This window comes from Paenibacillus sp. NPDC058898 (genome assembly GCF_049316025.1).
Taxonomy (GTDB): domain Bacteria; phylum Bacillota; class Bacilli; order Paenibacillales; family Paenibacillaceae; genus Paenibacillus_AQ.
Map to the genome: position 1 here is coordinate 77140 of NZ_JBMOSM010000015.1, position 22603 is coordinate 99742.

19 protein-coding genes and 1 pseudogene are annotated in these 22603 nt (G+C 46.6%); 15 read left to right on the forward strand and 5 right to left on the reverse strand.

Features of this window, described 5'->3' with window-relative positions:
• The first annotated feature begins 80 nt into the window (after positions 1 to 80).
• The 3 genes from ACOZB4_RS28720 to ACOZB4_RS28730 all read left to right on the forward strand — a co-directional run bounded on the left by ACOZB4_RS28720 (position 81) and on the right by ACOZB4_RS28730 (position 5894).
• Positions 81 to 4526: an S-layer homology domain-containing protein gene (locus ACOZB4_RS28720; RefSeq protein WP_379405774.1), complete on the forward strand. Its 4446-nt coding sequence runs from the start codon at positions 81 to 83 to the stop codon at positions 4524 to 4526.
• A 198-nt stretch (positions 4527 to 4724) separates the two neighbouring features.
• Complete coding sequence (locus tag ACOZB4_RS28725; protein ID WP_379405776.1) at positions 4725 to 5546, forward strand: GNAT family N-acetyltransferase; 822 nt, start codon at positions 4725 to 4727, stop codon at positions 5544 to 5546.
• 204 nt (positions 5547 to 5750) lie between these two features.
• On the forward strand, positions 5751 to 5894 hold the full coding sequence (locus ACOZB4_RS28730) for a hypothetical protein (RefSeq protein WP_379406165.1): 144 nt from the start codon (positions 5751 to 5753) through the stop codon (positions 5892 to 5894).
• Here the strand turns inward: ACOZB4_RS28730 and ACOZB4_RS28735 are convergent.
• The 4 genes from ACOZB4_RS28735 to ACOZB4_RS28750 all read right to left on the reverse strand — a co-directional run bounded on the left by ACOZB4_RS28735 (position 5839) and on the right by ACOZB4_RS28750 (position 8719).
• Positions 5839 to 6231, reverse strand: coding sequence for a YxeA family protein (locus ACOZB4_RS28735; RefSeq protein ID WP_379405778.1), 393 nt, complete (start codon positions 6229 to 6231; stop codon positions 5839 to 5841). The genes ACOZB4_RS28730 and ACOZB4_RS28735 overlap by 56 nt on opposite strands.
• Before the next feature lie 72 nt (positions 6232 to 6303).
• Positions 6304 to 7035: an ABC transporter permease gene (locus ACOZB4_RS28740; RefSeq protein ID WP_379405780.1), complete on the reverse strand. Its 732-nt coding sequence runs from the start codon at positions 7033 to 7035 to the stop codon at positions 6304 to 6306.
• 11 nt (positions 7036 to 7046) lie between these two features.
• Positions 7047 to 7796 carry an ABC transporter permease gene (locus ACOZB4_RS28745; protein ID WP_379405782.1) on the reverse strand — a complete coding sequence of 250 codons (750 nt, stop codon included), beginning with the start codon at positions 7794 to 7796 and terminating at the stop codon, positions 7047 to 7049.
• Positions 7796 to 8719, reverse strand: coding sequence for an ABC transporter ATP-binding protein (locus ACOZB4_RS28750; RefSeq protein WP_379405784.1), 924 nt, complete (start codon positions 8717 to 8719; stop codon positions 7796 to 7798). The genes ACOZB4_RS28745 and ACOZB4_RS28750 overlap by 1 nt, the downstream gene beginning before the upstream one ends.
• 151 nt (positions 8720 to 8870) lie before the next feature.
• Between ACOZB4_RS28750 and ACOZB4_RS28755 the strand changes: the two genes are divergently transcribed.
• The 3 genes from ACOZB4_RS28755 to ACOZB4_RS28765 are packed head-to-tail and all read left to right on the forward strand — an operon-like array spanning position 8871 to position 10972.
• Positions 8871 to 9584, forward strand: coding sequence for a response regulator transcription factor (locus ACOZB4_RS28755; protein ID WP_379405786.1), 714 nt, complete (start codon positions 8871 to 8873; stop codon positions 9582 to 9584).
• Positions 9584 to 10075, forward strand: a complete 492-nt coding sequence (locus ACOZB4_RS28760; RefSeq protein WP_379405788.1) for a hypothetical protein — start codon at positions 9584 to 9586, stop codon at positions 10073 to 10075. The genes ACOZB4_RS28755 and ACOZB4_RS28760 overlap by 1 nt, the downstream gene beginning before the upstream one ends.
• Before the next feature lie 27 nt (positions 10076 to 10102).
• Positions 10103 to 10972, forward strand: a complete 870-nt coding sequence (locus tag ACOZB4_RS28765) for a sensor histidine kinase (protein WP_379405790.1) — start codon at positions 10103 to 10105, stop codon at positions 10970 to 10972.
• Between the two features lie 152 nt (positions 10973 to 11124).
• Here ACOZB4_RS28765 and ACOZB4_RS28770 read toward each other — a convergent pair.
• A pseudogene (locus ACOZB4_RS28770) lies at positions 11125 to 11520 on the reverse strand (helix-turn-helix transcriptional regulator); the annotation flags it as partial.
• 245 nt (positions 11521 to 11765) lie between these two features.
• Here ACOZB4_RS28770 and ACOZB4_RS28775 point away from each other — a divergent pair.
• From ACOZB4_RS28775 to ACOZB4_RS28815, 9 genes are all read left to right on the forward strand, one after another.
• Positions 11766 to 13139: an extracellular solute-binding protein gene (locus ACOZB4_RS28775; protein ID WP_379405792.1), complete on the forward strand. Its 1374-nt coding sequence runs from the start codon at positions 11766 to 11768 to the stop codon at positions 13137 to 13139.
• A 299-nt stretch (positions 13140 to 13438) separates the two neighbouring features.
• The gene (locus tag ACOZB4_RS28780; RefSeq protein ID WP_379405794.1) at positions 13439 to 15712 is read left to right on the forward strand and encodes an FIMAH domain-containing protein; all 2274 of its coding nucleotides are present in this window, start codon (positions 13439 to 13441) and stop codon (positions 15710 to 15712) included.
• 188 nt (positions 15713 to 15900) lie between these two features.
• Entirely contained in the window at positions 15901 to 16500 is a 600-nt protein-coding gene (locus tag ACOZB4_RS28785; RefSeq protein ID WP_339290338.1) for a short chain dehydrogenase, read from the forward strand.
• 375 nt (positions 16501 to 16875) lie between these two features.
• Positions 16876 to 17724 (forward strand): hypothetical protein, encoded by an 849-nt coding sequence (locus ACOZB4_RS28790; RefSeq protein WP_422759713.1) that lies wholly within the window; start codon positions 16876 to 16878, stop codon positions 17722 to 17724.
• A gap of 214 nt (positions 17725 to 17938) precedes the next feature.
• Positions 17939 to 18967 carry an alpha/beta fold hydrolase gene (locus ACOZB4_RS28795; protein ID WP_379405797.1) on the forward strand — a complete coding sequence of 343 codons (1029 nt, stop codon included), beginning with the start codon at positions 17939 to 17941 and terminating at the stop codon, positions 18965 to 18967.
• A 93-nt stretch (positions 18968 to 19060) separates the two neighbouring features.
• Positions 19061 to 19534 carry a heme-binding protein gene (locus tag ACOZB4_RS28800; RefSeq protein WP_339265416.1) on the forward strand — a complete coding sequence of 158 codons (474 nt, stop codon included), beginning with the start codon at positions 19061 to 19063 and terminating at the stop codon, positions 19532 to 19534.
• A gap of 274 nt (positions 19535 to 19808) precedes the next feature.
• Positions 19809 to 20597 (forward strand): DeoR/GlpR family DNA-binding transcription regulator, encoded by a 789-nt coding sequence (locus tag ACOZB4_RS28805; RefSeq protein WP_379405799.1) that lies wholly within the window; start codon positions 19809 to 19811, stop codon positions 20595 to 20597.
• Positions 20594 to 21745 (forward strand): N-acetylglucosamine-6-phosphate deacetylase, encoded by a 1152-nt coding sequence (gene nagA / locus ACOZB4_RS28810; RefSeq protein WP_379405801.1) that lies wholly within the window; start codon positions 20594 to 20596, stop codon positions 21743 to 21745. The genes ACOZB4_RS28805 and nagA overlap by 4 nt, the downstream gene beginning before the upstream one ends.
• 145 nt (positions 21746 to 21890) lie before the next feature.
• Positions 21891 to 22595 carry a hypothetical protein gene (locus ACOZB4_RS28815; protein ID WP_379405803.1) on the forward strand — a complete coding sequence of 235 codons (705 nt, stop codon included), beginning with the start codon at positions 21891 to 21893 and terminating at the stop codon, positions 22593 to 22595.
• Positions 22596 to 22603: the final 8 nt, after the last annotated feature.

Here is a 22603-nt window from a genome sequence, read left to right on the forward strand (position 1 = left end):
CGGGGTTAGATTCGAACTATCGAAAAATCCAATATAATGTTCATCGTGACAACTGAATAACGAAAGGAAGAAAAGATCAGATGAGACGCATCTTCTGTATTTCGATGGCATTATTTCTCGTGATAGGCATCATCCCGTTTCAAGCATTCGCTTCGAATGATGCAATGTCCGGTGATGGGACCGCGAACAATCCTTACGTCATTACAACGTTAAATCAATTAAACGCCGTGCGTAATGATTTGAATGCTCATTACAAGCTCGGAGCGGATATCGATGCTTCGGAGACAGCAAATTGGAGTAACGGGGCTGGCTTTATGCCTATAGGCAACGACGGAAACGGGAATAGCCCGTTCACCGGTGTCTTTGATGGAGCTGGACATGTCATCCGTAATATGACCATTCATCAGCCCAAGATTGACATTGTCGGCCTATTCGGGATGGTAGGCTCCAACGGGGTGATAGACCATATCGCTCTCGAAGGAGGTTCGATCATCGGAAACAACCATGTAGGCGGGCTTGCAGGGCGTAACACTGGAACGATTGAGCAGTCCTACGTTACCGGAACGGTTAGAAGCCAGATGGGCACCGTCGGAGGGTTGGTCGGATATAATGGCATTCATGGTAAAATAACCTCTTCTTACTCTACGAGTGCCGTCATCGGTACCGATTATGTCGGTGGCTTGGCAGGGCGTAATGACGGGACGGTGAGTGACTCCTATGCTGCCGGTACGATCAGTGGCACCTCTATAGTCGGAGGGTTAGTAGGGGATAATGAAGGTGGGGAAATACTCCGGTCATACGCCACGGGTGCCGTCAGCGGGAGCGCTGAACATGTCGGCGGCCTGGTCGGTTATAATATTTCTGCTCTCATTAGTCAGTCATACGCCACGGGAGCTGTACATGGCGGGAATGCTGTCGGCGGTCTTGTGGGCAGCACGGACCACGGATCGATCATTCAGTCATACGCCACTGGCAGCGTCAGCGGGCGCGATCATATTGTGGGTGGTCTGGTTGGGAGTAATAGCGGAACTTTTAGCGACAGTTTCTGGGATGCCGAAACGGTCGGCTTGGATAACGCCTGCGGATACGATACATACGGATCTTGTAAAGCGACCGGCCTCACTACCGCACATGCACTAACCCCATCGAGTTACTCGGGCTGGGATTTCAACAATGACTGGTTTATGGTCGAAGACTCGACACGACCATTCCTTCGCTCCGAATGGTCGGCCGCAATTGGGAACTCGCATCAACTGCAACTGATGGCCATGGATCTGTCAGCGAATTACACACTGGCGCAGGGTATTGATTTCGACACAACGTTCACTGACAACAGTCGCTCCGATATGTGGGCGACGAGTACAGGGAACGGTTTCGGCTTTGAACCAATCGGTAATGACAGCACTCCGTTCACAGGTACGCTCGACGGCCAAGGATATGATATTACGGGCCTTTATATCAACAGGAGCAGTTTGTTGAGTGTCGGTATGTTCGGTCATATTTCTGGCGGTGAGGTTCGAGACGTTCATTTAAAGAACGGGGATGTCACCGGCGGCCTTCAGACAGGCATGCTGTCGGGACAGAACGGCCCCAGCAGTCAGATTATGAAGGTCCATGTTTCAGGGAATGTTACCGGAGCAGACAAGACGGGTGGTCTGATCGGGAATAACGACGGAATGATCGGCAGTTCTAGTTCGACTGCGACGGTCAATGGAATGAACGAAGTCGGTGGACTGGTCGGAAGGAACAGCATAGGGAGTGTTACTGAGGCTGTGTATGCTACCGGGAGCGTTAGCGGAAACAGCCATATCGGTGGATTGATCGGCTTGAATGCGGGTCTGGCAAATAAGGCGTACGCAACGGGTCAAGTTGATGGTCAATTCAATGTCGGCGGGTTGGTCGGACTCCTTGATATGAATAGCCAAGTTAACCTGTCCTTCGCCGCTGGGACTGTTACCGGAATGGATTTTGTCGGAGGCCTCGTGGGGCGGAATGAGAGCGGCAAGGTCAATGATTCGTACGCAATCGGTTCCGCTTCCGGTCGTTCCGATGTTGGCGGACTCGTGGGAAGGAATATCGGTGACATCAGGACCACTTATGCCGTCGGCGGTGTAACCGGCAGCGGCGAAGTCGGCGGGTTGGTCGGACGGGAATTCGGCACGGTTACAGCGAGCTTCTATAATAAGGAAACGACCGGACAATCTGATACTGGCAAAGGTGAACCGCGGGTGACGTCGGAAATGAAACAGCATGCACTCTTCGATACCGAGTGGGACTTCAGCGGAATATGGGTGTTACAGGAGGGAGCCATGTTTCCTGTTCTACAAGGAATTGCAGCGAACCTGGAATGGGACGCTGCTCCACCAACCGTCACCAGTGCGAAGATCAAACGTGAGCATCCGAATAACGTCATCGTGACCTTTGATGAAGAAGTCACCCTCACTGACGCCGGAGGTATTACAATTACAGCGGATGGGAGGCCTGCTACTATTACTCGGGTGAGCGGATCGGGAACTCATACGCTTGACTTTAATGTAGATAAAGCATTTGAAGAAGATCAACAGGTTCTCCTGTCCTACGATAAACAATCCGGAAATATTTCCGACCACGCAAACAATGCGTTGCTCAGTTTAACGGATCGAATCATCGACAATCTGACCCTTCCCGTTGACCATACACCGCCATCCATCTCCATTACGATGACCACGGCGGATGGAATGGAATATGTTGATCGCACGTGGAGCAATCAAACGGTTAACGTAAGTGCAGAAGTATCTGACGAGTCTGGCGTCACTTCATTTACGTATTCGCTAAATGACGGAGTGTCGTGGAGTTCTTATTTATCAGATATCGTCCTTCGTGATGAAGGTGTTCATACAATTTCGTTCAAGGCCGTCGATACAGTGGGCAATGAATCGATTGAACGACGTACAGTCTGCATCAGCACAACGGGTATAACTTTGACGCCTACACTAGTGAAGGCGGACGGAAGTGAATATACGAGCGGCGAATGGGCTAGGTCGAGCGTAACCTTGAGCGTCTATGCCGAATCGGGAGTCAGCGAGATCTCTAATCTGACCTACACCTTGAACGGGGGGCCTTCACAAGCCTACGAGAACAAGGCCCTCATTGAAATATCGAGCGAAGGCGAAACTAACATTCGTTTTGAGGCGTCCAATCAAGCGGGCAATACGTTATTCCTGGACATCACGGTGAAAATCGACAATACGCCGCCATCGATTACGATTCACCCTAATGGAAGTGAAATGCAGGCAACATCGGCAACACCGAGGGTAACGGTCATTGATTCAGGAAGCAGCATAGATAAAGCCTCGCTGGAGTTTCATTGGACGACCGATTCGTCCATGCCAGCTACAGGCTGGAGACCATTTGTGAACGAGGCTACACTTATGAAAAGTGGTGTTGACGGTGATTGGTACTTGCATGTAAGAGCACAGGACCAAACAGGTAATGCGGTTAACGTCACGTCCAGCCGATATCGTTTGATAACCCAGACGACGAGTGAAGCAAGCGATGCAAATCTCACTAACGATAGCCATATATATTCACTGCCGAGCAACACCTTTCTTGTAGGCTTGGAAGGGAGAACCATTGCTTTTGAGGGTGGGCAGATTCTCATTCCTGCTAAAGCACTGAAGAGGCCATTTTATTTATCCATAAATCTAAAACTTCTAGATGATGAAGAATTTTCCCTATCCGCAGGAGAACAATTTGCTAGTAAAATCGTGGAGTTCAAGAAAGATGTATCCGGAAAATTCGATACAGAGGTAACCATCCGCTTGAAATTTGACGCCAACGCCATACAAAAAGGCCTTCACGTGCTCCAACTCCGTCAGTTTAACGAAGATACGAAGGAATGGGTAGCGCTGGATAACGTCAACATTGACTGGGATGAGGGGATTATAAGTGGTACAACCGACCACTTTACTTCATTTGCGATTTTCGCGAGAACGATAGTGCCAGCTGAAATCGGTGTTACGTTTACCGATGTGAAGGGTCATTGGGCACAAAAGAACATTGAGAAACTCGCAGGAAAAGGCGTTGTGAACGGTTATACAGACGGAAGTTTCAGACCTGATCGTACGATTAGCCGAGCAGAATTAGCAGCAATCCTGGTTCATGCATTGGGGCTCACTAGTAAAGGTAATAAGGAGTTCGCCGATACAACGAATCATTGGGCGAGGGAAGCCATTTCAACAGCGTATTATTACGGAATCATTCAAGGATACGATTCGGTTACCTTTGGCCCCGACGATTTCATTACGCGCGAAGAAATGGCACAAATGGTGGTTCAAGCTTTTCAATTGGACCATGCGCGTACCAACAAAATCTTTACCGATCAGGATAAGATTGCAGCTTGGGCACAGGAAGCGATGATGATTGCAGTAGATCATGGAATCATGAAGGGTTATCCAAACGACATGATAAAACCCAAATCTCATGCTAGCCGCGCAGAAGCGATTACCGTGATTTGGCGCGCCATGGAGACAAAAGGCTTGGATTAACGAGTGTCGAATAAGGGAAGGACTTGCTGGCATTTAGCCACAAGTCCTTTTTTCTTTGTCTAGTCAAATGAATGCCCTCACATCATGTGAGTATGGTAAAGTAGAACTTAACGGACAGATGATGTTCGTCTCCCGGCTAGGTGTTTCGAATTTTTATAGCTTTAGTTTTATTGATGCGACAGTTAAAAGGAGAAAAATATGTTAACGACACAGCAACTACAAGACATTGAACAATTGCAAAAAGAGTGTGAAATTCATGATCATGTACAACTGAAGCTTAACTGGGAAATGCTAAGAGATCGCCAAACGGAGCCGCTTGATTTTTTTCATTATGAAAACGGCGAACTTATAGCGTTTTTAGGTCTGTATGCTTTTGGTTCTACTGTCGAGGTATGCGGCATGGTAAAACCAAGTGAACGTCGAAAGGGGCATTTCGGGCGGTTGTTTCACCTGGCGATGGAAAAAGTAAAATCAAATGGATACAAGAAAATCTTGTTGAACGCGCCTGTGGGATCAGATGCGGCAAAATTCTTTTTGAATACACAAGGTGCTGAATATGCATTCTCGGAGCATCAAATGGAGTGGAGCGAAACGCCGCTGGAGGAGACAAACGATATTCTTCTGAGGCAGGCAACCGAAGAGGATTTCGAAATGAGCGTTCGTTTGTCCGTGACGGCGTTCGGATTGGACGATGATGACGCCAGAAAGATGGAAAGACATCATTTCGCGGATAACACAGATATGATTATGATTGATGTAAGGGAAGAAACGGTTGGAAAACTTCGGGTGAGTCGTGAAGACGGGCAGGCATGGATTTATGGTTTCTCCATTTTGCCGGAATATCAGGGCAGAGGAATAGGCAGAAAGGCGCTTCGCCAAGTCGTTAAAAAGCAAAGCTCCGCCGGATATACGGTACACTTAGAAGTCGAAACGAAAAACGACCATGCTCTTAGATTATACGAGTCGGTTGGATTCAAATCAGTGCATGTACAAGATTATTATAAATATGAATGCAGATGAAAAAAATCGATATATGTGCAAGAAAAGTCGCCATTTGGGCGACTTTTTCATTCTAACCCGATAATTCCAACCAAACCGGGTAACACCCCACCTCCATCGATAAAGCCGATTCCAAGAACAATGGGCACAAAGGATACAAAGGTTTGTTAAATGCTATTCAAAACGTAGAAGATAAACAGGCAGGCGCCCGTTTTAGCAAATATTTTGCTTACCGAATATGCGGCCAAGCTGACGGACCAACAAACACAACATGAAGCCATTATTGAAAAAGATAAGGCATTGAATGCAACTGTCAAGTGGGAATCAGAAAGTCAGACCGTTGTTGTTTATGAAGAGGAAGCAAAATAGGTAAATTTCTTTGCCGCTGATCTGGAATGAGATCAGCGGCTTTTTGTATTAATAATGTCTTCGTTAAGAAGGGCATTTCGTCTACCGTAACTTCTTCCCAGTAAGTTACACCTCGAATGATTGAGACATACAGCCTCAAATAAGCTCCGTTTGGAATCGGTTTGCTGGTAGAGAAGGATAATTCCTTCGCTTTCCCTTCCTTGGTATATCCAACCATTACATAAATATATGAGTCACTATTCCCTATGCTGTGGAAAGCCCGATCCACGATAGTATAGTAGATGTTTCTACTCGTCAGATGATTTGAAGTCAATGGGACAGTTGACATAAAAATCACAAAAATTGCAATTCAAAATGCGGGGATGGCAAATGATCTTTTCATATTCAATGCTCCTTTTTCTCTATGAATTTAGGATGAAGCGATATCTTTGTATTTCAAGCGGCGGATGGACCATGCTCCGAATAGCAGAATAAAGGTGCTGTTCATGAACATAAAAACGAGGCTCTCCGCAAGGGTTAGTCCTTTTTGACTCAGGACGCCCATGCCTATGGTCAACAAAGAGTAGGGAAACAGCATGCCAAAGTTCAGCACATACAAGCCGAGTCCCAGAAAAACGGCGCAAAGGCTGATACCGATAGGCGTAGCGAAACTTCTGATCCTTATGGACAACCCCAACTGCAGTGCCGCAATGGAAATGGAAGCGAACCATCCGCGCAGGCTCCATACTAGGGTTTCCATCGGGAACGGACCCGGAATGGAGAATAACCGGCCAGCGGCCCAGTACATGAACATAAAGAAGGTCTGGGCCGCGAAGATCAGCAGGCTGACGGTAAGCAATTTGGCAACAAACAGGCTGGAGATGGACATCGGGGAAGCAAGAACCATATTCCAGTTACGGTTTGCATGTTCCAATCGGCATACGAAGGCACAGCAGATGGCAATCAGAATGGGCAGAAAAAACTCTCCATAAAACAAACTGACTTGTGTCCACAGGCTGTACCAACCGTTCTGCAAGGCCGCTTGGTTGAAATAAAAGTTAAAGCATCCGATCAGCAGGCTGAATACGGGCAGTATCGCCAGTACCAGGCCGATGCGGGAATGTCGAAGTTTGAGCCATTCGGCGGAAATGCTCCTTAACATGGGGTTCCTCCTTAGATCTCTTGTTTTGAAGTGTGAATGATCCCTGCAAAATAGAAAACCGCAGCCAGAAGAATAGAAGCAATCAGCAATCCAGCAGGCAGCGTGCCGGATAGATATGAACCTGAAGTAGAGCTGTACACATAGGTAACTGGACTTAAATCCATGTAGTAGGACCAAACAAACAGGTGACGAATGCCGGACGGAAATAGCCCGGATGTCGTTCCGATAAAGCCGCCCAGCATGCCCAAACATAAGGAGAAAGCCTGATTCCGTACCGTAAGGGACAACCATTGCTGGAGAGCGATGATGACGAATGTTGTTACCATCGTTCCGATGGTAAATTGGACGAGCAGGGAAAGCGGTAAACTCCCGCCAATGCCTTTGGATTTGCCGAATCCCACGATGAAAACTGCCTGCGCCATAATACCGTAGAGGATCAGGCTGTTCGCACATATGTATTTTGCAGCGTAGACATGATTCCGACCTATATTGGTTGTCATTAACATTTTCCATGTGTTTCCCTTATGCTCCATGTCACAAATGCGGGAAACCACAATAGCTGAAATAATAGGAAGAAACAGACCGTTCATGGAAGAGATGCTGAAGATCAAGGCTTCCCAACTCGCATTAGCAGCGCTCCTTGAAATGGAAATACTCATGGACATGGATGCCCAGACCATCTCTGCAGCAAGAAACAGCGTAAGCATGACCCAGATCCGTTTGCGGCGAATTTTGAAATACTCCAGTGATAGAGCAATCATTATAGGCTCCGCTCCCTTCCGGTCAAATCAAGGAAAATGTCTTCCAGGCTCTTTTTATGCTCCTCAATCCGGATGACGGGAAGATCTTGTTCCACCAGCACCCGATTTATGCGTGAAACTTCCTCGTCCGGGAGATGTTCAAACACAAGCTGTTTCCCCTGGATTTTGGGTAAATATCCTTGGGTTAGCAGAATCTTCGCCGCTCTTGTCGGGTCCGTTGTCTTGAAACGAATGGTGGCTTTGTTGCTGGTTTGGAGGTTCTGCATCGTCCCCTGAAACAGCAGCTTACCGTCATTGATAATGCCTACGGATGTTGCAATCTGCTCTATCTCCGACAATAGATGGCTCGATAACACCACGGTAATCCCGTATTGTCCGGGGAGGGATTTGATTAACTCACGGATTTCGCCGATACCCGCAGGATCAAGGCCGTTCGTTGGCTCATCCAGAATCAGCAGGCTGGGAAAGGCGAGCAAAGCCATGGCAATGCCTAGCCGTTGTTTCATACCCAAAGAGTATTGGTCTGCCTTCTTATGCTTATGGTTTTCGAGTCTTACAATTCGGAGTACCTCGTCTATATTCTTGCTCGGGACGCTGCGGAGACGCTGCATGACCTTCAAATTCTCAAGTCCTGTCAGATGGCCGTAATATGACGGAGATTCGATCAGGGAACCGGTCTGGTTCAGAATGGACGGGCGATGATTGTCCAAGTCTTTGCCAAACACTTTGACCTTGCCTTCGGTAGGCTTAATGAGCCCGAGCAGCATCTTAAGCGTGGTTGTTTTGCCAGCTCCATTCGGGCCCAGGAAGCCGAAGATTTGTCCGGGTTGCACTGTTAGATTCACCTGGTTTACACGGTGTGTACCACTGTAAGCTTTGGACAGGTTATGGGTCTCCACGATGGGGGGCGACGTAATTAACATTGATTTCAACTCCATTTCATAAAGGTCTCTGTTGTCACTATAGAACAGGATTCTTGCGTTCCGCTGAAGTTAACCTTACATTTACCTTAAATAGATTAGGAAAATATCGGCTGCATGCATTCGTCATGTATACTAAATTGGGTGATATGAAATGGACTTGATAAAGAATAAAAAAATACTGATTGTTGACGACGAGCCTGAAATACGGGAAATGATTGAACGTTTCCTACGAAGAGAAGGCTTCTTCCGGATCTATACTGCCGGCAATTTCTCGAATGCCCTGTCTGTATGTAGATTGGAGAAGCCAGATGCGGCCATATTGGATATCATGCTGCCGGATGGAGACGGCTTTTCGCTGCTTTCATCCATCCGGTCGTTTACGGACATGCCTATACTGTTTTTGTCTGCGCGAGGTGAAGATGAAGATCGGCTGCTCGGGCTAGGCTTGGGCGCTGATGATTATATGGTCAAGCCTTTTTTGCCCAGAGAGCTTATTCTCCGACTGATGGCTATTTTGAAGCGGGTTTATGCCTCCAACATCGTAGAACGGTTACCTGTATTTCGGTTAGGTGCTCTAACGGTAGATTTGGATAGCGCTGTCGTACTAAGGGAGCACAAAGAATTCCCGTTGACTGCTAAGGAGCACTCCATACTGATGAAGCTGTATGAGAATCAGGGCCGGATCGTAACCAGTGACGCTTTATGCCAAGCCGTATGGGGTGATGAGATTTATGGTTATGAGAACACTTTGATGGTGCATGTTCGACGCATTCGGGAGAAAATCGAGGAAGATCCATCAAATCCGGTGTATTTGTTAACCGTGCGTGGACTCGGGTATAAACTCATGACACAGGAGTCCCGATAATGGATGGCGTTATCCGGATATTACGGCGGTTTGTCGGTTCGACGATTCTGGTTTCCTTTCTTCTGTTACTGTTCAATCTGGTATTACTCGGTTCATTGATTTTCCAGGAAAACCACAAAGGGCCTTCCCCTGAAGCAATTGTGCAAAAATTGGCCAACGAATTGGTTCTGCAACAGGGAAACTATGTGCTTGGCCATGAGGGGATTCAACTGCTGGATACGCACCAAACTTGGGCCATGTTGATGGATCGGGATGGGCAGGTACAGTGGAGCGAACGACTGCCTGAGGACATTCCAAGGTCCTATGATGTAACGGACGTAGCCAAGTTCTCCCGCTACTATCTAATGGAATACCCCGTATATGTATGGGAACGAGAAGATGGATTGCTGGTATTGGGATATCCCAAAAACACCTACGGAAAATATCAAATCGACTTCTTGGTCGAGTGGCTAAGGTCCCTACCTGTACGAATTTTGTTGTTACTGTTGTGAAATGTAGCCCTTGCACTGTTGGTTTCCGTGCTAATTGGAACGCGGGTCATCCGGGGAATAAGGCCGTTGATTCATGGTATCCATGCTCTTTCCAAGGAAGAGCCGGTCCAGGTGGATACCGGGGGGATATTCAATGATGTGTCCCAAAGCATCAATTCGACCTCTCAGATGCTCCAAGAGAAGAATGACGCACTCAAAGCGAGGGACGTTGCGAGATCGAACTGGATCGCAGGCATCTCCCATGATATCCGGACACCGCTATCCATGATCCTGGGTTATGCGAGCGAGTTGGAGGACCAGCCGGAACTGTCTGCTGAGCATAAACAACAGGCTGCAATCATCCGTCGCCAGGGGGAACGCTTGCGATCTTTGGTGAGTGATCTGAATTTGGTATCGATGCTGGAATACGATATGCAGCCATTACAGTTGAAGTCGATCCGTCTTTCCGCGTTGGCTAGACAGGTCGTATCCGACTTTTTAAACAACGGCCTCGATGAGAGCTATGACATTTCTCTTCATGTGATGGACGAGAGTCTGATCGTGAGCGGGGATGAACGTCTATTGTATCGGGCGATAACGAACCTGGTACAGAACAGTATCAGGCATAATCCGGACGGATGTAAAATTGAATTGAAAACGGGTCCGGCAGACGGGGTGTTTTATAGCTTTGTGGTATCGGACAACGGAAAAGGCATCCCGAAAGAAGAACTAAAGGGCGTGATTTTACTTCCCTATACTTCTGGACGAACACGCCCGAACCGTCAAGGACATGGACTGGGATTACCCATGGTGGAGAGGATTGCCAAGGCTCATCAGGGAGAACTGATTCTGGAGAGTGATCGAGGGGAAGGACTTACAGCTGTTGTAAAACTGCCCGCTTCTAAGGTTGGAGAGTAAGCATTGTATCTAATTACTAACATATTCGTTAAAAAACCGCGAATATCGCGTACATAGACGAACGGATGATTATTAAATGTGTTGGGCATCGTTTATTATTTTAAGCGTAGAGGGCATTAGAGGCAGGACGAGAGAAAGCAGCATGAGAGATTGACCCTCGTGCTGCTCTTCTCGTTTCCTCGAATCGAAATATGAAAGGATAACCGAGGATAGGCCTTCAGGGTAACGCCTTTGTCGCGCGCTGACATTGGCATCACACCGTGCATTTTTTTAAACGCTCTAGAAAATGCCTCAGGCGATTCGTAACCATACTTTAAAGCGATGTCGATGACCTTTGTACCGCTCTGCTGCAGTTCAAATGCGGCAAGGGTGAGCCGCCTGCGCCTAATATACTCTGAAAGCGACACATTTGTTATGAATGGAAACATTCGTTGAAAATGGTATGTTGAGCAGCAGGCAATTCTAGCCACGATATCGTAATCAATCGTATCAGACAGGTGTGTTTCTACATATTCCATTGCGGTGTTCATACGATCCAGCCAATCCATACAGACCATCCTTTCAAGATTGAGTATAGGGGATTGTAACCAATGTAACCTAGCAATCCATGCACCGAAATATCATGTTCGAGATGATATGAATAAATCCTTTTTTGTTGATTGTTGATTCAACGATTATTTGCCCAGGTACAGTTTTCATGGGATTTAATTTTGCCAAACGAGTTGAAGAGTGAGTATACTATAAGAATGGATTGATGTAGCAAACCAGTTATGGTAAATAAAGGTGGACACATATGGCTAAATCCGACCGGTATACTTTTCAAAATAAAATGAAGCGCATGGTCACCGATCTGCGCCAAAAAATTAAAAGCGGCGCTTACGCTCAAGGCGATTATCTTCCGTCGGAAATGTCTCTGATCGAGCTGTACGGTCTAAGCAAAAATTCGGTCCGGCAAGCGCTGGATCAGCTGGTTCAGGAAGAATTGATCGTTAAAGTGCCCCGTGTGGGCACCCAAGTGGTTGCTTCTACCGGACAAGTCCGGAAGATTCGTTTCGGTATGTATCCTTCTCTATATGCAGAGGCGGAAATGGAGGCCCTACTTGCCCTGTTCCAGGAACGGCACCCGGATATTTTTGTAGAAATCGTGGACCTGCCGTATGAACATGCGGAAAGCATCGCGAACCTGATGCGACTTGGCATTGTGGACGTGTTGTCCGTCAACATGCAGGATATGATGCATTTCCAGGAGAGCGGAAGTACCGGTCTGTTTCTCTCACAGCAGCCCTATGCGTCAACCTACACTTTTTTGCATGCTCCGTTCGTGGATGCCGAAGGCAAGCTGGCGGCAAAGCCGTTCATTCATTCTCCCGTGATTTTAGCCTACAACAAGGAGCATCTTCGGGAAAAACGACAGTTTGAGCCGGACAGTGGTTGGAGCTGGGACGATCTTCAGCGAATGCTGAGGGAGCTGAAAAGCCCCGGACGTTACAGTCTGGCCCTGCAATTGTATTCACTGAACCGATGGCCCATTTTCCTCATGCAGAATAGAGGCGATACGGAGATTGATTCGTCATGGAGCCGGGCGATCGAGGGTTTGTCCTGGCTCCGCGGGCTGATTCACGAGGACGGCATGTTCCCGTTGGCGCTGGCTCAAGGCGCTTTTGAAGCGGAGAATCTGTTCCGTGAGCAGAAGGTCTCCGTCATTTTGACGACGTATTATCTGCTCAACCAGCTGAAGGGAGCGTCCTTTACTTATGACGTGGCGCCTCTTCCGCATTTTGATAATGGAACAACACTGCTATTGGGCACCGGGATCGGGGTAAGCGCCCACTCCAAAGAGCAGGAGCTGGCCCAAAGCTTTGCCGATTTCCTGGCCTCTAACGAGGTGCAGGAATACATCCGCAGGCATTCGTACAGCCTACCAGCAAACCGCTATATTACTGAGAATGTGGATCCGGAGATGGAGGGACGGCCCTCCCGTCTCAACCTGCACCGAGAAATGGCTCATCTATATAAGACCTGCAAAGATATACGACTAAGCCTGGATGAGATGCTGCTGTTCCGCGAGCAGTTGAAGCAATACTTCTCTTATCTGATCGATGAGGAAGAGCTGATGTCCGGGCTAGGAAGTAAAACAACAAGAGACAAATGGATTCATAAGCTGTGACCACCGTGGTCACGGCTTTTTTTTTTACTTTCTCGAATTTACAAGTTTTCAATTGAGGCTGAACGATTTTATCATTCTAAGATAAAAACCAGATAAGAACCAGTTGACACTATATAGGGGATATGCTAAATTCTTTGCGAGTATATGAACTACATAAATACCAGGACTTCATGATTCAACATTCTTAGTCGGGGAGGGATGCCGCGATCCTTACTTGGTAAAACGATCAAGTTTACCTGCACAGGTCGGACAGTTATTTGATTTACAGTACATTCCATAATAGAAATGAGGATGAATTAATGAACATAACCCACAGCAGGCTTCACGTGAAGAAGGCACTCCAACGCCTGTGTTTCGCGATTTGTGCCACGTTACTGACTGCGGTTTTCTTCCCCACAAGTGCCTCGGCGGACATTGGGAAAACTTACAGTAATCCTATCGATTTGGGATCTCCGATGCAAAGCGTTGCGATTTATGACGGGGCATTTGGAATTCAGGACGGGCGCGAGGTTATGTATACAACGGTATCCGGCAAGCCGGCTATCTTTCATGTCATTGATCTGAAAACCAAAGAAGTGCTGAGCACGCACCCGTTAACGGGATCCGAAAGCTCTTGGACGCATATTACGACCCCTGACGGGACGGTGTATATCGGGGGGAACGGCACACTGTACTCCTACTCTCCGGTGACTAAACAATTGAAAGTTCTGGGCGGCATCGGTGAGCAGGTCGTATATGGCTTGTCTCATGATGAGCAGGGCCGGGTCTACTTCGGTTCTTATCCCCATGCGAAAGCGGGCCGCTACGATCCCGCTACAAGGGAGATGAAGGACTACGGCATTGTAGGCACGGGCCAAAGCTACAGTCGTTCCACTGCGTATCATGATGGATACCTATATATCGGTATCGGGATAGAAGGCAGCATTGTGAAGGTCAATGTGGAGTCTGGCGAGAAGGAGACCATCCAGATTCCGAGCTACAACGGAGCGGTTGACATCGGCATGGTGAACCAGTTGGATGTTGCGGGCAAATATTTGGTTGCCGGCATCAGCAAAGGAAACAACGCGCTTTTGTTCTATGATCTGGATCTGCAAAAGTGGAGCGAGACATACCACTTGAACAATAAAGGCATTCGTCTCTCTTACGGACCGGAAGGCAGCAATAAAATCTATTTCGTGCAGAATAACCATTTGATGGAAGTGGATTTGAATACCCTTGCTGCTGTTGACACCGGTTTGGTGTACGGAACGTTCCTGCGCAATACGGCCTGGGTTGAGGTTCCAAACGATCCGGATCTTCCAGGTGTTTCTCTTGCAACCGTTCAATTCGGCGGCAGCGTAGCCTTCATGAATCTTACGACCAAACAGGTCAAGGCGATTCCATATCCGGTGAAAGGCAACCCGATTCCTGTCCAGACGATGGAGAACGGTCCGGATGGACGTCTGTTCATTAGCGGATACCCTGGCGGAACAGGGTCTGCGTATTCGATTGAGACAGGAACCTTCGAGAACTTCCCTATGGGTCAGTCGGAAGGGATGGTGTCCATGAACGGCAAGATGTATATGGGCGTTTATCCTGGGGCGGATATCTTTGAATACAATACGGAAAATCCGACACAGCGTAAGAGCCTGTTCAAAATTACCGGCCAGGATCGACCGTTCATCATGAGAGCCGCGGAGGGCAAGCTGTTTATCGGTACCATTCCGGATTACGGCAAACTCGGTGGATCCCTAACCATTTATGATCCGGCCAACGGCAGCAATTATACCGAATACAAGAACGTCATCAACAATCAGTCGATTGTCGGCATTGCGGTGAAAGATGGCAAGGTCTATGGTTCCACCACCGTCGCTGGCGGACTGGGCATCACTCCTTCAGAACCGGCGGCCAAATTGTTTATCTGGGACATCGCGACCGGCAAAGTGGAGAAGGAATGGGTACCTTCCATTGAAGGCGCTTCTCCCACGCCTCATATCATCAGCGGTACGAGTTTTGGTCCAGACGGGCTGCTGTGGGCGGCTTTTGACGGAACGCTATTCGCCGTAGACCCGAACACCCAGGAAATTGTAAAAAGCAAAACGATTTACGAAGGTGTTGAGAAATACGGCAATTGGCGTCCGGTATATATTCGCTGGAGCGAGGACGGCCTTATGTATCTGACGCTTGCCGGTCATGTCACCGTGGTCAATCCGGAAACGATGGATTACCAGACGCTGGCAGAATCCCAGCACGTGAATTTGGGACACGACGGCAACATTTACTACACGAACGATACGCAGCTGATGAAGATTGAAGTGTCTGATGCGGCGGCACCGGATAGGCTGGGCTCCCTGATGGACGATATTCAGTCCTGGAAGTTGCAGGGTGATATCAGCCATCCGCTTAGCCAGCAGATCGGCAATGCTCTGAAACAAGCAGAGCTAAAGCATAAACAGGGCAAGAAAGATCAGGCCGTGAAGCATCTGAGTGATGCGCTCAAGCATCTGAATAAAGCCAAAGCGGGAAGTATTACGGAAGAAAAGCGTTCGGAAGTGGAGCAGCGCATACAAGCGGTCATTGGTGAATGGTCTTGATTTTAGCAGAGAATCGGTTTAAGTAGATATTCTTTGCAGGAAAAACATCTACGAATAGAAAGTCGCCCATTGAGGCGACTTTTTATGTCTTATCGATGATGTGTTAATATAAATATGGTTTTTAAGATGCGCTGAATGGATATTTTCAAATGGTGCAAGGTTTTTTGTAGATGGAAAGGAGAGCAAACATGAAAATAATCATGGTTGGGGCAAGCGGTACGATTGGACAAGCAGTCGCCAAAGAACTAGGACAACATCATGAAATTATTCGTGCTGGAAGAAACGGAACAGACGTAATGGTTGATATTACATCGGTTGATAGCATCAAAAACATGTATGAGCAAGTTGGGAAAGTGGATGCAGTCATTAGTGCAACAGGCGGTGCTCATTTTGCTTCTATTACCGAATTAACGCCTGAGTTAAACGAAATAGGGATTGAAAGTAAACTTAAAGGGCAAATCAATTTAGTCCTTTTGGGAATGGACTACATTAATGACAGCGGAAGCTTTACTTTAACAACGGGCATCATGATGGATGATCCCATTCCTCAAGGTGCATCAGCGGCCATGGCCAATGGTGGTGTTAAAGCGTTCGTTAAATCCGCCTCCATTGAAATGCCTAGGGGAATCCGTATAAATAGTGTTAGCCCTAATGTTTTACAAGAATCACTTGGAAAATATGGCGAGTTTTTTCCGGGCTTTGAAGCAGTTCCTGCTAGTCGCGTAGCCCTTGCTTTCAAAAAAAGCGTAGAAGGAGCACAAACCGGACAAAATTATGAAGTTTATTAATCACATATATTGAAAGCCGCGGAAATCGCGGCTTTTTTTGTTTTAGCGATATCGATTAATCTTGGAAGACTAGGACTTCATGTTTTAAGCTCGAACCAGTTACTACCGAATGCCCAAAAGTCCCTCTTGCTGGGCCTACAAAAGAATGAAAGTTTGGGCTGTTTTGTATGACCAACCGAAGCACACCTTTCGGACGAATTCCGACAAAACTTTATAGACGAAAAGAATCATTTTTTCGGGAAGTTTGATGAAATGGGTGTACGCTGGGGGTTGGATATAATACGATCAGTCAAAGTGTTTTTGTACATAAACACGAATGAAATCGAATCATACCGATAAATGGAGGGAAACACTGTGAAATTATTAGGGACGATTATGATTATAATGGTGAGCATCTTCTTGCTCGGCATGGGTTGTACGGATCAGGAAAAGGAAGTGGAAACGACACTTGGACAATCCGAGCAAAACGGCGACGATATACGCATACCGCACAATGAACGGCTTCATTTATCCACCGACAAGAAATGGATCGAGGAAGAAGGGCATCAGTCCGATCTGATTCGTTTGCAATGGACGGCGGAAAGGGCCAAGCCGGCGATTGTCTGGGTTGACGAGAATGGCAAGGACAAGACGGCGATCATTTCCCATGACAAGGCAAACAATCCGGAGCAGCAGGATCATAAGCATATCTCGTTCGAGACGACTATGTCGCCGACTGGTCAATACCCCAACCAGTTGTTTACCCGGTTTGAAATTCCGTTTGACACCGACGTAAGCGAGATCCGTACGCATTCGTCCAATTTCAATGTCATGAGTGGTATCTTGCGGGTAGCCGGCGAAAGCGGGACGAACCGGGATATCCAGTTAAGTGCAGCCGGCAAGGATAATGAGACGACACCGAGATGGGCCGTACGGGCCGACAGTTTAGAGGAATCGGGTGACAATGCGGGAGCCAACCTGCAGTTCGTCCGTTATGGAGATGACGGCAAAGTTCTCGATTCCCCACTCACCGTGCAGCGCAGTGACGGCAATATCGGAATTGGCACGAATGAACCCGACACCAAGCTCGATATAAACGGGGATATGCTGCGTCTTCGCGAAAAGTATACGCCCGCTTCGTCCACTGCTGCATGCAGCCAAGGACAGATCTCTTGGGACGACCAATATGTATATGTTTGCGTTGCCCAAAACAATTGGAAAAGGACCGAACTATCCTCCTGGTAGTTTCTGCGCCGCTGATCTGTATCAAGATCAGCGGCTTTTTTTGTTATTAGCTATGTTCAAATGCCGCTGATTTCTTCAACTAGGGTCTAGGTCCAATTCAGTCTCAGGAAGGATTTGGAGTAAACGAGCCTAAGGTACAATGAGATGTAATGAAATCTACATTGGATCTTCCGCAATTTACTTCAAGCTTTAAGCTGAAAGGTGTCCCAAGACCATGAGAAAATTGAAAAAAATATTAAGAATTATCGGGGTAACACTAATAGGGCTACTCATAATAGCCCTAATTTTTCCTACATGGACATCGTCCATCAAAGGCGAAAATAGTATTAGCATATTAGAACAAGTAGAGATCAATGGAAGCAAGCAAGAACTGATGATACGCGGCGATGACAAGAACAATCCCGTTATTTTATTTGTCCACGGAGGACCTGGAGCTCCGGAAATCCCTTATGTCGCGGCATATCAAGACTTGTTGGAAACCCGGTTTACGGTTGTTCATTACGACCAAAGAGCCAGCGGAAAATCCTATCATTTTTTTGAGGATTACGCTAATCTTTCATCGGAGTTGCTGGTAAATGACTTATTGGCTTTAACGGATCACGTTTCGGAACGTCTGGGCAAAGAAAAGATAATTCTCATTGGACATTCTTATGGTACGTATATTGCTGCACAGGCGGCCCATAAGGCTCCCGAAAAATATGAGGCTTATGTCGGGATTGGCCAGATGGGGGATACCTTAACAAGCGAGATGGACAGTTTGACCTACTTAATCAGCCAAGCTCATCAGGCCGGCAACGCGGAAGACGTCTTATATCTGCAAGGCCTAACCGATAAAATCAAAAAGGGCGAAATGTTCACTCCCCGAAATTATGTCGTTCAATATGGCGGAGCTTCCAGACTTATTGACAGCCCCGACGGCAATAGCCTTGGAATGCTATTAAGCAGCGAGTATAACTTAATGGACGTCATTCGATATAACGTCGGGATATCTTTTTCTCAAAAGGTTTTGTTGGAGGAGGTTATAGAACATCCGTTGCCAACGCTTGTAACGAAACTTGAAATACCGTGCTACTTTATCATGGGCGATTATGACTATATGACATCCTCTCATGCAGCAAAAGAATATTTCGATATGCTTGGAGCCGATCAGAAGGAGTTTATCGCGTTTGATCAATCTGCGCATTATCCGCACTTTGAAGAGAAGGAAAAGTTTTTTGAATGGGTATCCAAGACATTTCTTTAGCATTCATTCCGGAAGTACTGGTATTGGGCAATTCACCACTATAGGCATATGACAATATAATGCAGTATTTCTATTTAGTAAAGGGGAGCTATGATGTATAAACTCACTTTAACAACTGCGAAGAAGTTATTGGAAATTGCTGAACAGCGTGCCAGACAAATGGGACTTAACTCGGACATAGCGATCGTAGATGAGGGCACAAACCTAATGGCTTTCTATAGGATGGACAATGCCAAAATAGCAGGTATCGATATTGCCATAGGTAAGGCTTGGACCAGTGTAGCTTTGCAAATGCCAACAGCGAATTTAGCGCAATCCGCGCTTCCTGGTGGAGCAACCTTCGGAATTAATACAACGAATCAGGGGAAAGTCGTTATCCTCGGCGGAGGAATTCCTTTGGTTCATGAAGGTAGGATTGTCGGTGGCATTGGTGTAAGTGGAGGAACAAGCGCACAGGATATTGACGTTGCCAATGCAGCAGTGCAAGCGTTTGAAAATATGAGAAGTAATGATATCCAATATGCAAACGCACGGATTGGCACTGTAAATCAATCGTTTACTTATTAACGGCGCTCATGTTCGATTGTAAGGGGGGGCTGCTTCTGTGCAAGAAGCGGCCTGTCTTCATCCTATTTAAGAGTATAAATGGACTCACGGTGCGATAGCCGGAATGGAAAATATCATAGGACTAACATATGTATACTTTTAAAACCTCGATAATCGTGGTTTTTTTGCTTTTTACAAGAATAATAATAAACTTACAAATACTTATTGTTTATTTTGAATTACTTATATATACTTATTAAAGGAATGAAAATACTTAAGCAAGGAGGGATAAGATGTGTTCCAAGAGGAACGTTTAGTAAACATCCTGGATTACTTAAAACAGCATAAAACGATGAGTGTTGGTGAGATATGCTCGTTCTTTCAAGTGTCGCGGGATACCGCACGCAGGGATATTGTCAGACTAGTTCAAGAAGGCGTGGTCGTTCGAACGCACGGAGGGGTGGCCTTGCCTGAACTGCAAAAGGAGCTTACTTCTTACCAGGAACGACTGATTGATGAGCCGACGAGCAAGAACGTGATCGGCGAGCATGGCGCTAAACTGATTCGGGACCACGAAACGGTATTTTTGGACGTATCTACGACCGTTCAATTTGTTGCGGAGCATATTCAAGCGAGAGAGATAACAGCGGTTACGCATTCCATCGATAATGTAGGGATACTCTCCAAACGGGAAGATCTGAGCATCTACGTGCTCGGCGGTTATCTGCATACCCAAAATCGATTATTATACGGTCCTTCCGTCATTGATAAAATCAGTGAAATCCGTGCCGATAAAGCGTTCATCGGTGCGACGGCAATCCAGCCAGACGGACTCTATTATCCATATGAAGAAGATGTCCGGGTGAAAAGGGAAATGGCCCGGCGCTCGGATCAGGTCATACTTGTTGCGGATCATACCAAATTCGCGGTGAAATCGAGGTTCAAGTTGGACTTTGATCACGTGGATATTATTGTAACTGATCAATCGATTCCCGTTGAAATACAGGAAATATTAGACCACAAAAATATTACACTTATAGAATGTCAGACCCATAACCAACAGGATGGAGTTGAGTCGAAATGAACAACCAAATCATTCAACATGTCAAAGTTCACCTGCCTCATCAAATACTTCCTTCTGCAACCGTCTGGATTGCGAACGGGAAGTTGAAGCGAATAGAAGCGACGCAAGAACTGGAAACAATCGAAGCTGATGCTGAACTAATTGATGGCAAAGGAATGTGGCTCATACCCGGGATGATAGATGTTCATATTCATGGGGCCAATGGCTATGACATGATGGACGGAACCGAGGACAGCATTCAAGAAGTATCACGCGCTTGTGCTGCAACCGGATGCACTTCGTTTCTGGCGACTTCCGTGAGTTCGACGATAGAGGATCTGCTCAATATGATTCGCAGCTTAAAATCTGTAATCGGACGAGAACAAGGGGCAAAGATTGCCGGCATTCACTTGGAGGGACCTTATTTGAATCCGAAGCGAAAAGGGATGCAAAACGAGAAATATCTTCGCCACCCGAATCTGGAAGAAATAAAGTTAATTTTTCAAGAAGCGGGTTCGCTCATTAAAATGGTTACGATCGCACCAGAATTGCCTGGAGGCTTGGAACTCATATCCTATCTGAAAGAGCAGGATGTTGTGATTGCCGTAGCCCATTCCGATGCCACATACGAGGAAGCGAAGCTGGCTTTCGCAGCCGGTGCGAGTCATGTAACCCATTGTTTTAACGGCATGAGACCGATTCACCATCGAGACCCCGGACTGATAGTAGCCGCATTCGAAGAACCGCATGTCAGCCTGCAAGCGATTGTCGATCAAATCCATCTTCATCCAGCCATTGTCCGATTAATGCACCGTCTCAAAGGGCCTGAAGGCATGGTGCTGATTACAGATGCACTTCAGGCGATGGGATTAGGTGATGGCAATTATATGTTTGGTGGTCATCACGTTACCGTTTCCGAGGGGATTGCAAGGCTTGCGGATGGCACTTTAGCATCGAGCACGGTGACTATGAATGAAGCGTTACGTCTGACCGTGGCTAACGGAATTTCAATGGAGGACGCCGTGCACATGGCTTCAACTACGCCTGCCCGTATTCTGGGTTTATCTCACAAAGGAAAAATCGAGGTAGGATACGATGCGGATCTCGTCCTGATGGACGAAAGGTATCAAGTGCAGTGGACGATGATTGAGGGTAAATTGTACTGTTAGAATTGAGGTAATCACAAGAGGCTGGTGTAAAGTTGACTAAACCTATTCGTTGCCTATATCCGATACATGGCCAATGTTATCATTACCCCATATCAGGTGCGCAGCTGATGTGTATAACCATTGTTGATGTAAAGGAGATATGAACATGAGTAAAGACAGTATAATTAAGTCCATGCTTTCGGATCAGGTAAGTATGACACCAAATGGATTTGTCGCAGATGAATTAAGCCCAATTCAGTTTGCAGATTGTTACGAGTTGTTTTTTGACAAAGTCTTGGAAATTAGTGCAGCGGATATAGCAGGAGTAGAAGGCTATGGTGAGTTCAACGAGGATTGCAAAACAGAGTATAGCACCTGCAGGCAATTTCTAATCGACACATTTGCAGAAGATAAAGAAGGATACTGGTATAATTGGAAGGAACTCTTTGATACAACGATTTTAGATCGTGACTTTGTCGAAAAATACTTGATGGAAATGGACACTAGAATTGATTATTGTGAAGGCAAACGTTATTTAGTTAATAATAATACGTTTTTTGAAATAATGATCACAGATGGAAAAACGACGGTCGGTTTCCCAGACTGGAGCAGATCCGGCATATGCGATTTCCTTTTAGATTTTGTCATTATGGACTTAAATAAGCCTTATTTAAACATACCTGAATTGTTATTCGAGTATTGCAAAAAAAGGAACATTGTCATACCGGATTTTAAAGAACGATTTTTATGTATGGCGTATTACAAGGGAATCGATGTTTTGCGGTGGCATGCGTCGATCGATGACATAGAATCTTGCAATTCTATTATGAAATCTATCGGTCAACTGAAGGATCGAATATACGCCTTATAAAGGGTGAT

What these genes read in the sequence shown, in the direction of transcription:
- ACOZB4_RS28815 (WP_379405803.1), top strand. Translation starts at nt 21,891, where the DNA reads ATGAGTAAAGACAGTATAATTAAGTCCATGCTTTCGGATCAGGTAAGT.
- ACOZB4_RS28720 (WP_379405774.1), top strand. Translation starts at nt 81, where the DNA reads ATGAGACGCATCTTCTGTATTTCGATGGCATTATTTCTCGTGATAGGC.
- ACOZB4_RS28760 (WP_379405788.1), top strand. Translation starts at nt 9,584, where the DNA reads ATGGATGGCGTTATCCGGATATTACGGCGGTTTGTCGGTTCGACGATT.
- ACOZB4_RS28755 (WP_379405786.1), top strand. Translation starts at nt 8,871, where the DNA reads ATGGACTTGATAAAGAATAAAAAAATACTGATTGTTGACGACGAGCCT.
- ACOZB4_RS28750 (WP_379405784.1), bottom strand. Translation starts at nt 8,719, where the DNA reads ATGTTAATTACGTCGCCCCCCATCGTGGAGACCCATAACCTGTCCAAA.
- ACOZB4_RS28795 (WP_379405797.1), top strand. Translation starts at nt 17,939, where the DNA reads ATGAGAAAATTGAAAAAAATATTAAGAATTATCGGGGTAACACTAATA.
- ACOZB4_RS28790 (WP_422759713.1), top strand. Translation starts at nt 16,876, where the DNA reads ATGATTATAATGGTGAGCATCTTCTTGCTCGGCATGGGTTGTACGGAT.
- ACOZB4_RS28740 (WP_379405780.1), bottom strand. Translation starts at nt 7,035, where the DNA reads ATGTTAAGGAGCATTTCCGCCGAATGGCTCAAACTTCGACATTCCCGC.
- ACOZB4_RS28725 (WP_379405776.1), top strand. Translation starts at nt 4,725, where the DNA reads ATGTTAACGACACAGCAACTACAAGACATTGAACAATTGCAAAAAGAG.
- ACOZB4_RS28745 (WP_379405782.1), bottom strand. Translation starts at nt 7,796, where the DNA reads ATGATTGCTCTATCACTGGAGTATTTCAAAATTCGCCGCAAACGGATC.
- ACOZB4_RS28775 (WP_379405792.1), top strand. Translation starts at nt 11,766, where the DNA reads ATGGCTAAATCCGACCGGTATACTTTTCAAAATAAAATGAAGCGCATG.
- ACOZB4_RS28800 (WP_339265416.1), top strand. Translation starts at nt 19,061, where the DNA reads ATGTATAAACTCACTTTAACAACTGCGAAGAAGTTATTGGAAATTGCT.
- ACOZB4_RS28785 (WP_339290338.1), top strand. Translation starts at nt 15,901, where the DNA reads ATGAAAATAATCATGGTTGGGGCAAGCGGTACGATTGGACAAGCAGTC.
- nagA (WP_379405801.1), top strand. Translation starts at nt 20,594, where the DNA reads ATGAACAACCAAATCATTCAACATGTCAAAGTTCACCTGCCTCATCAA.
- ACOZB4_RS28780 (WP_379405794.1), top strand. Translation starts at nt 13,439, where the DNA reads ATGAACATAACCCACAGCAGGCTTCACGTGAAGAAGGCACTCCAACGC.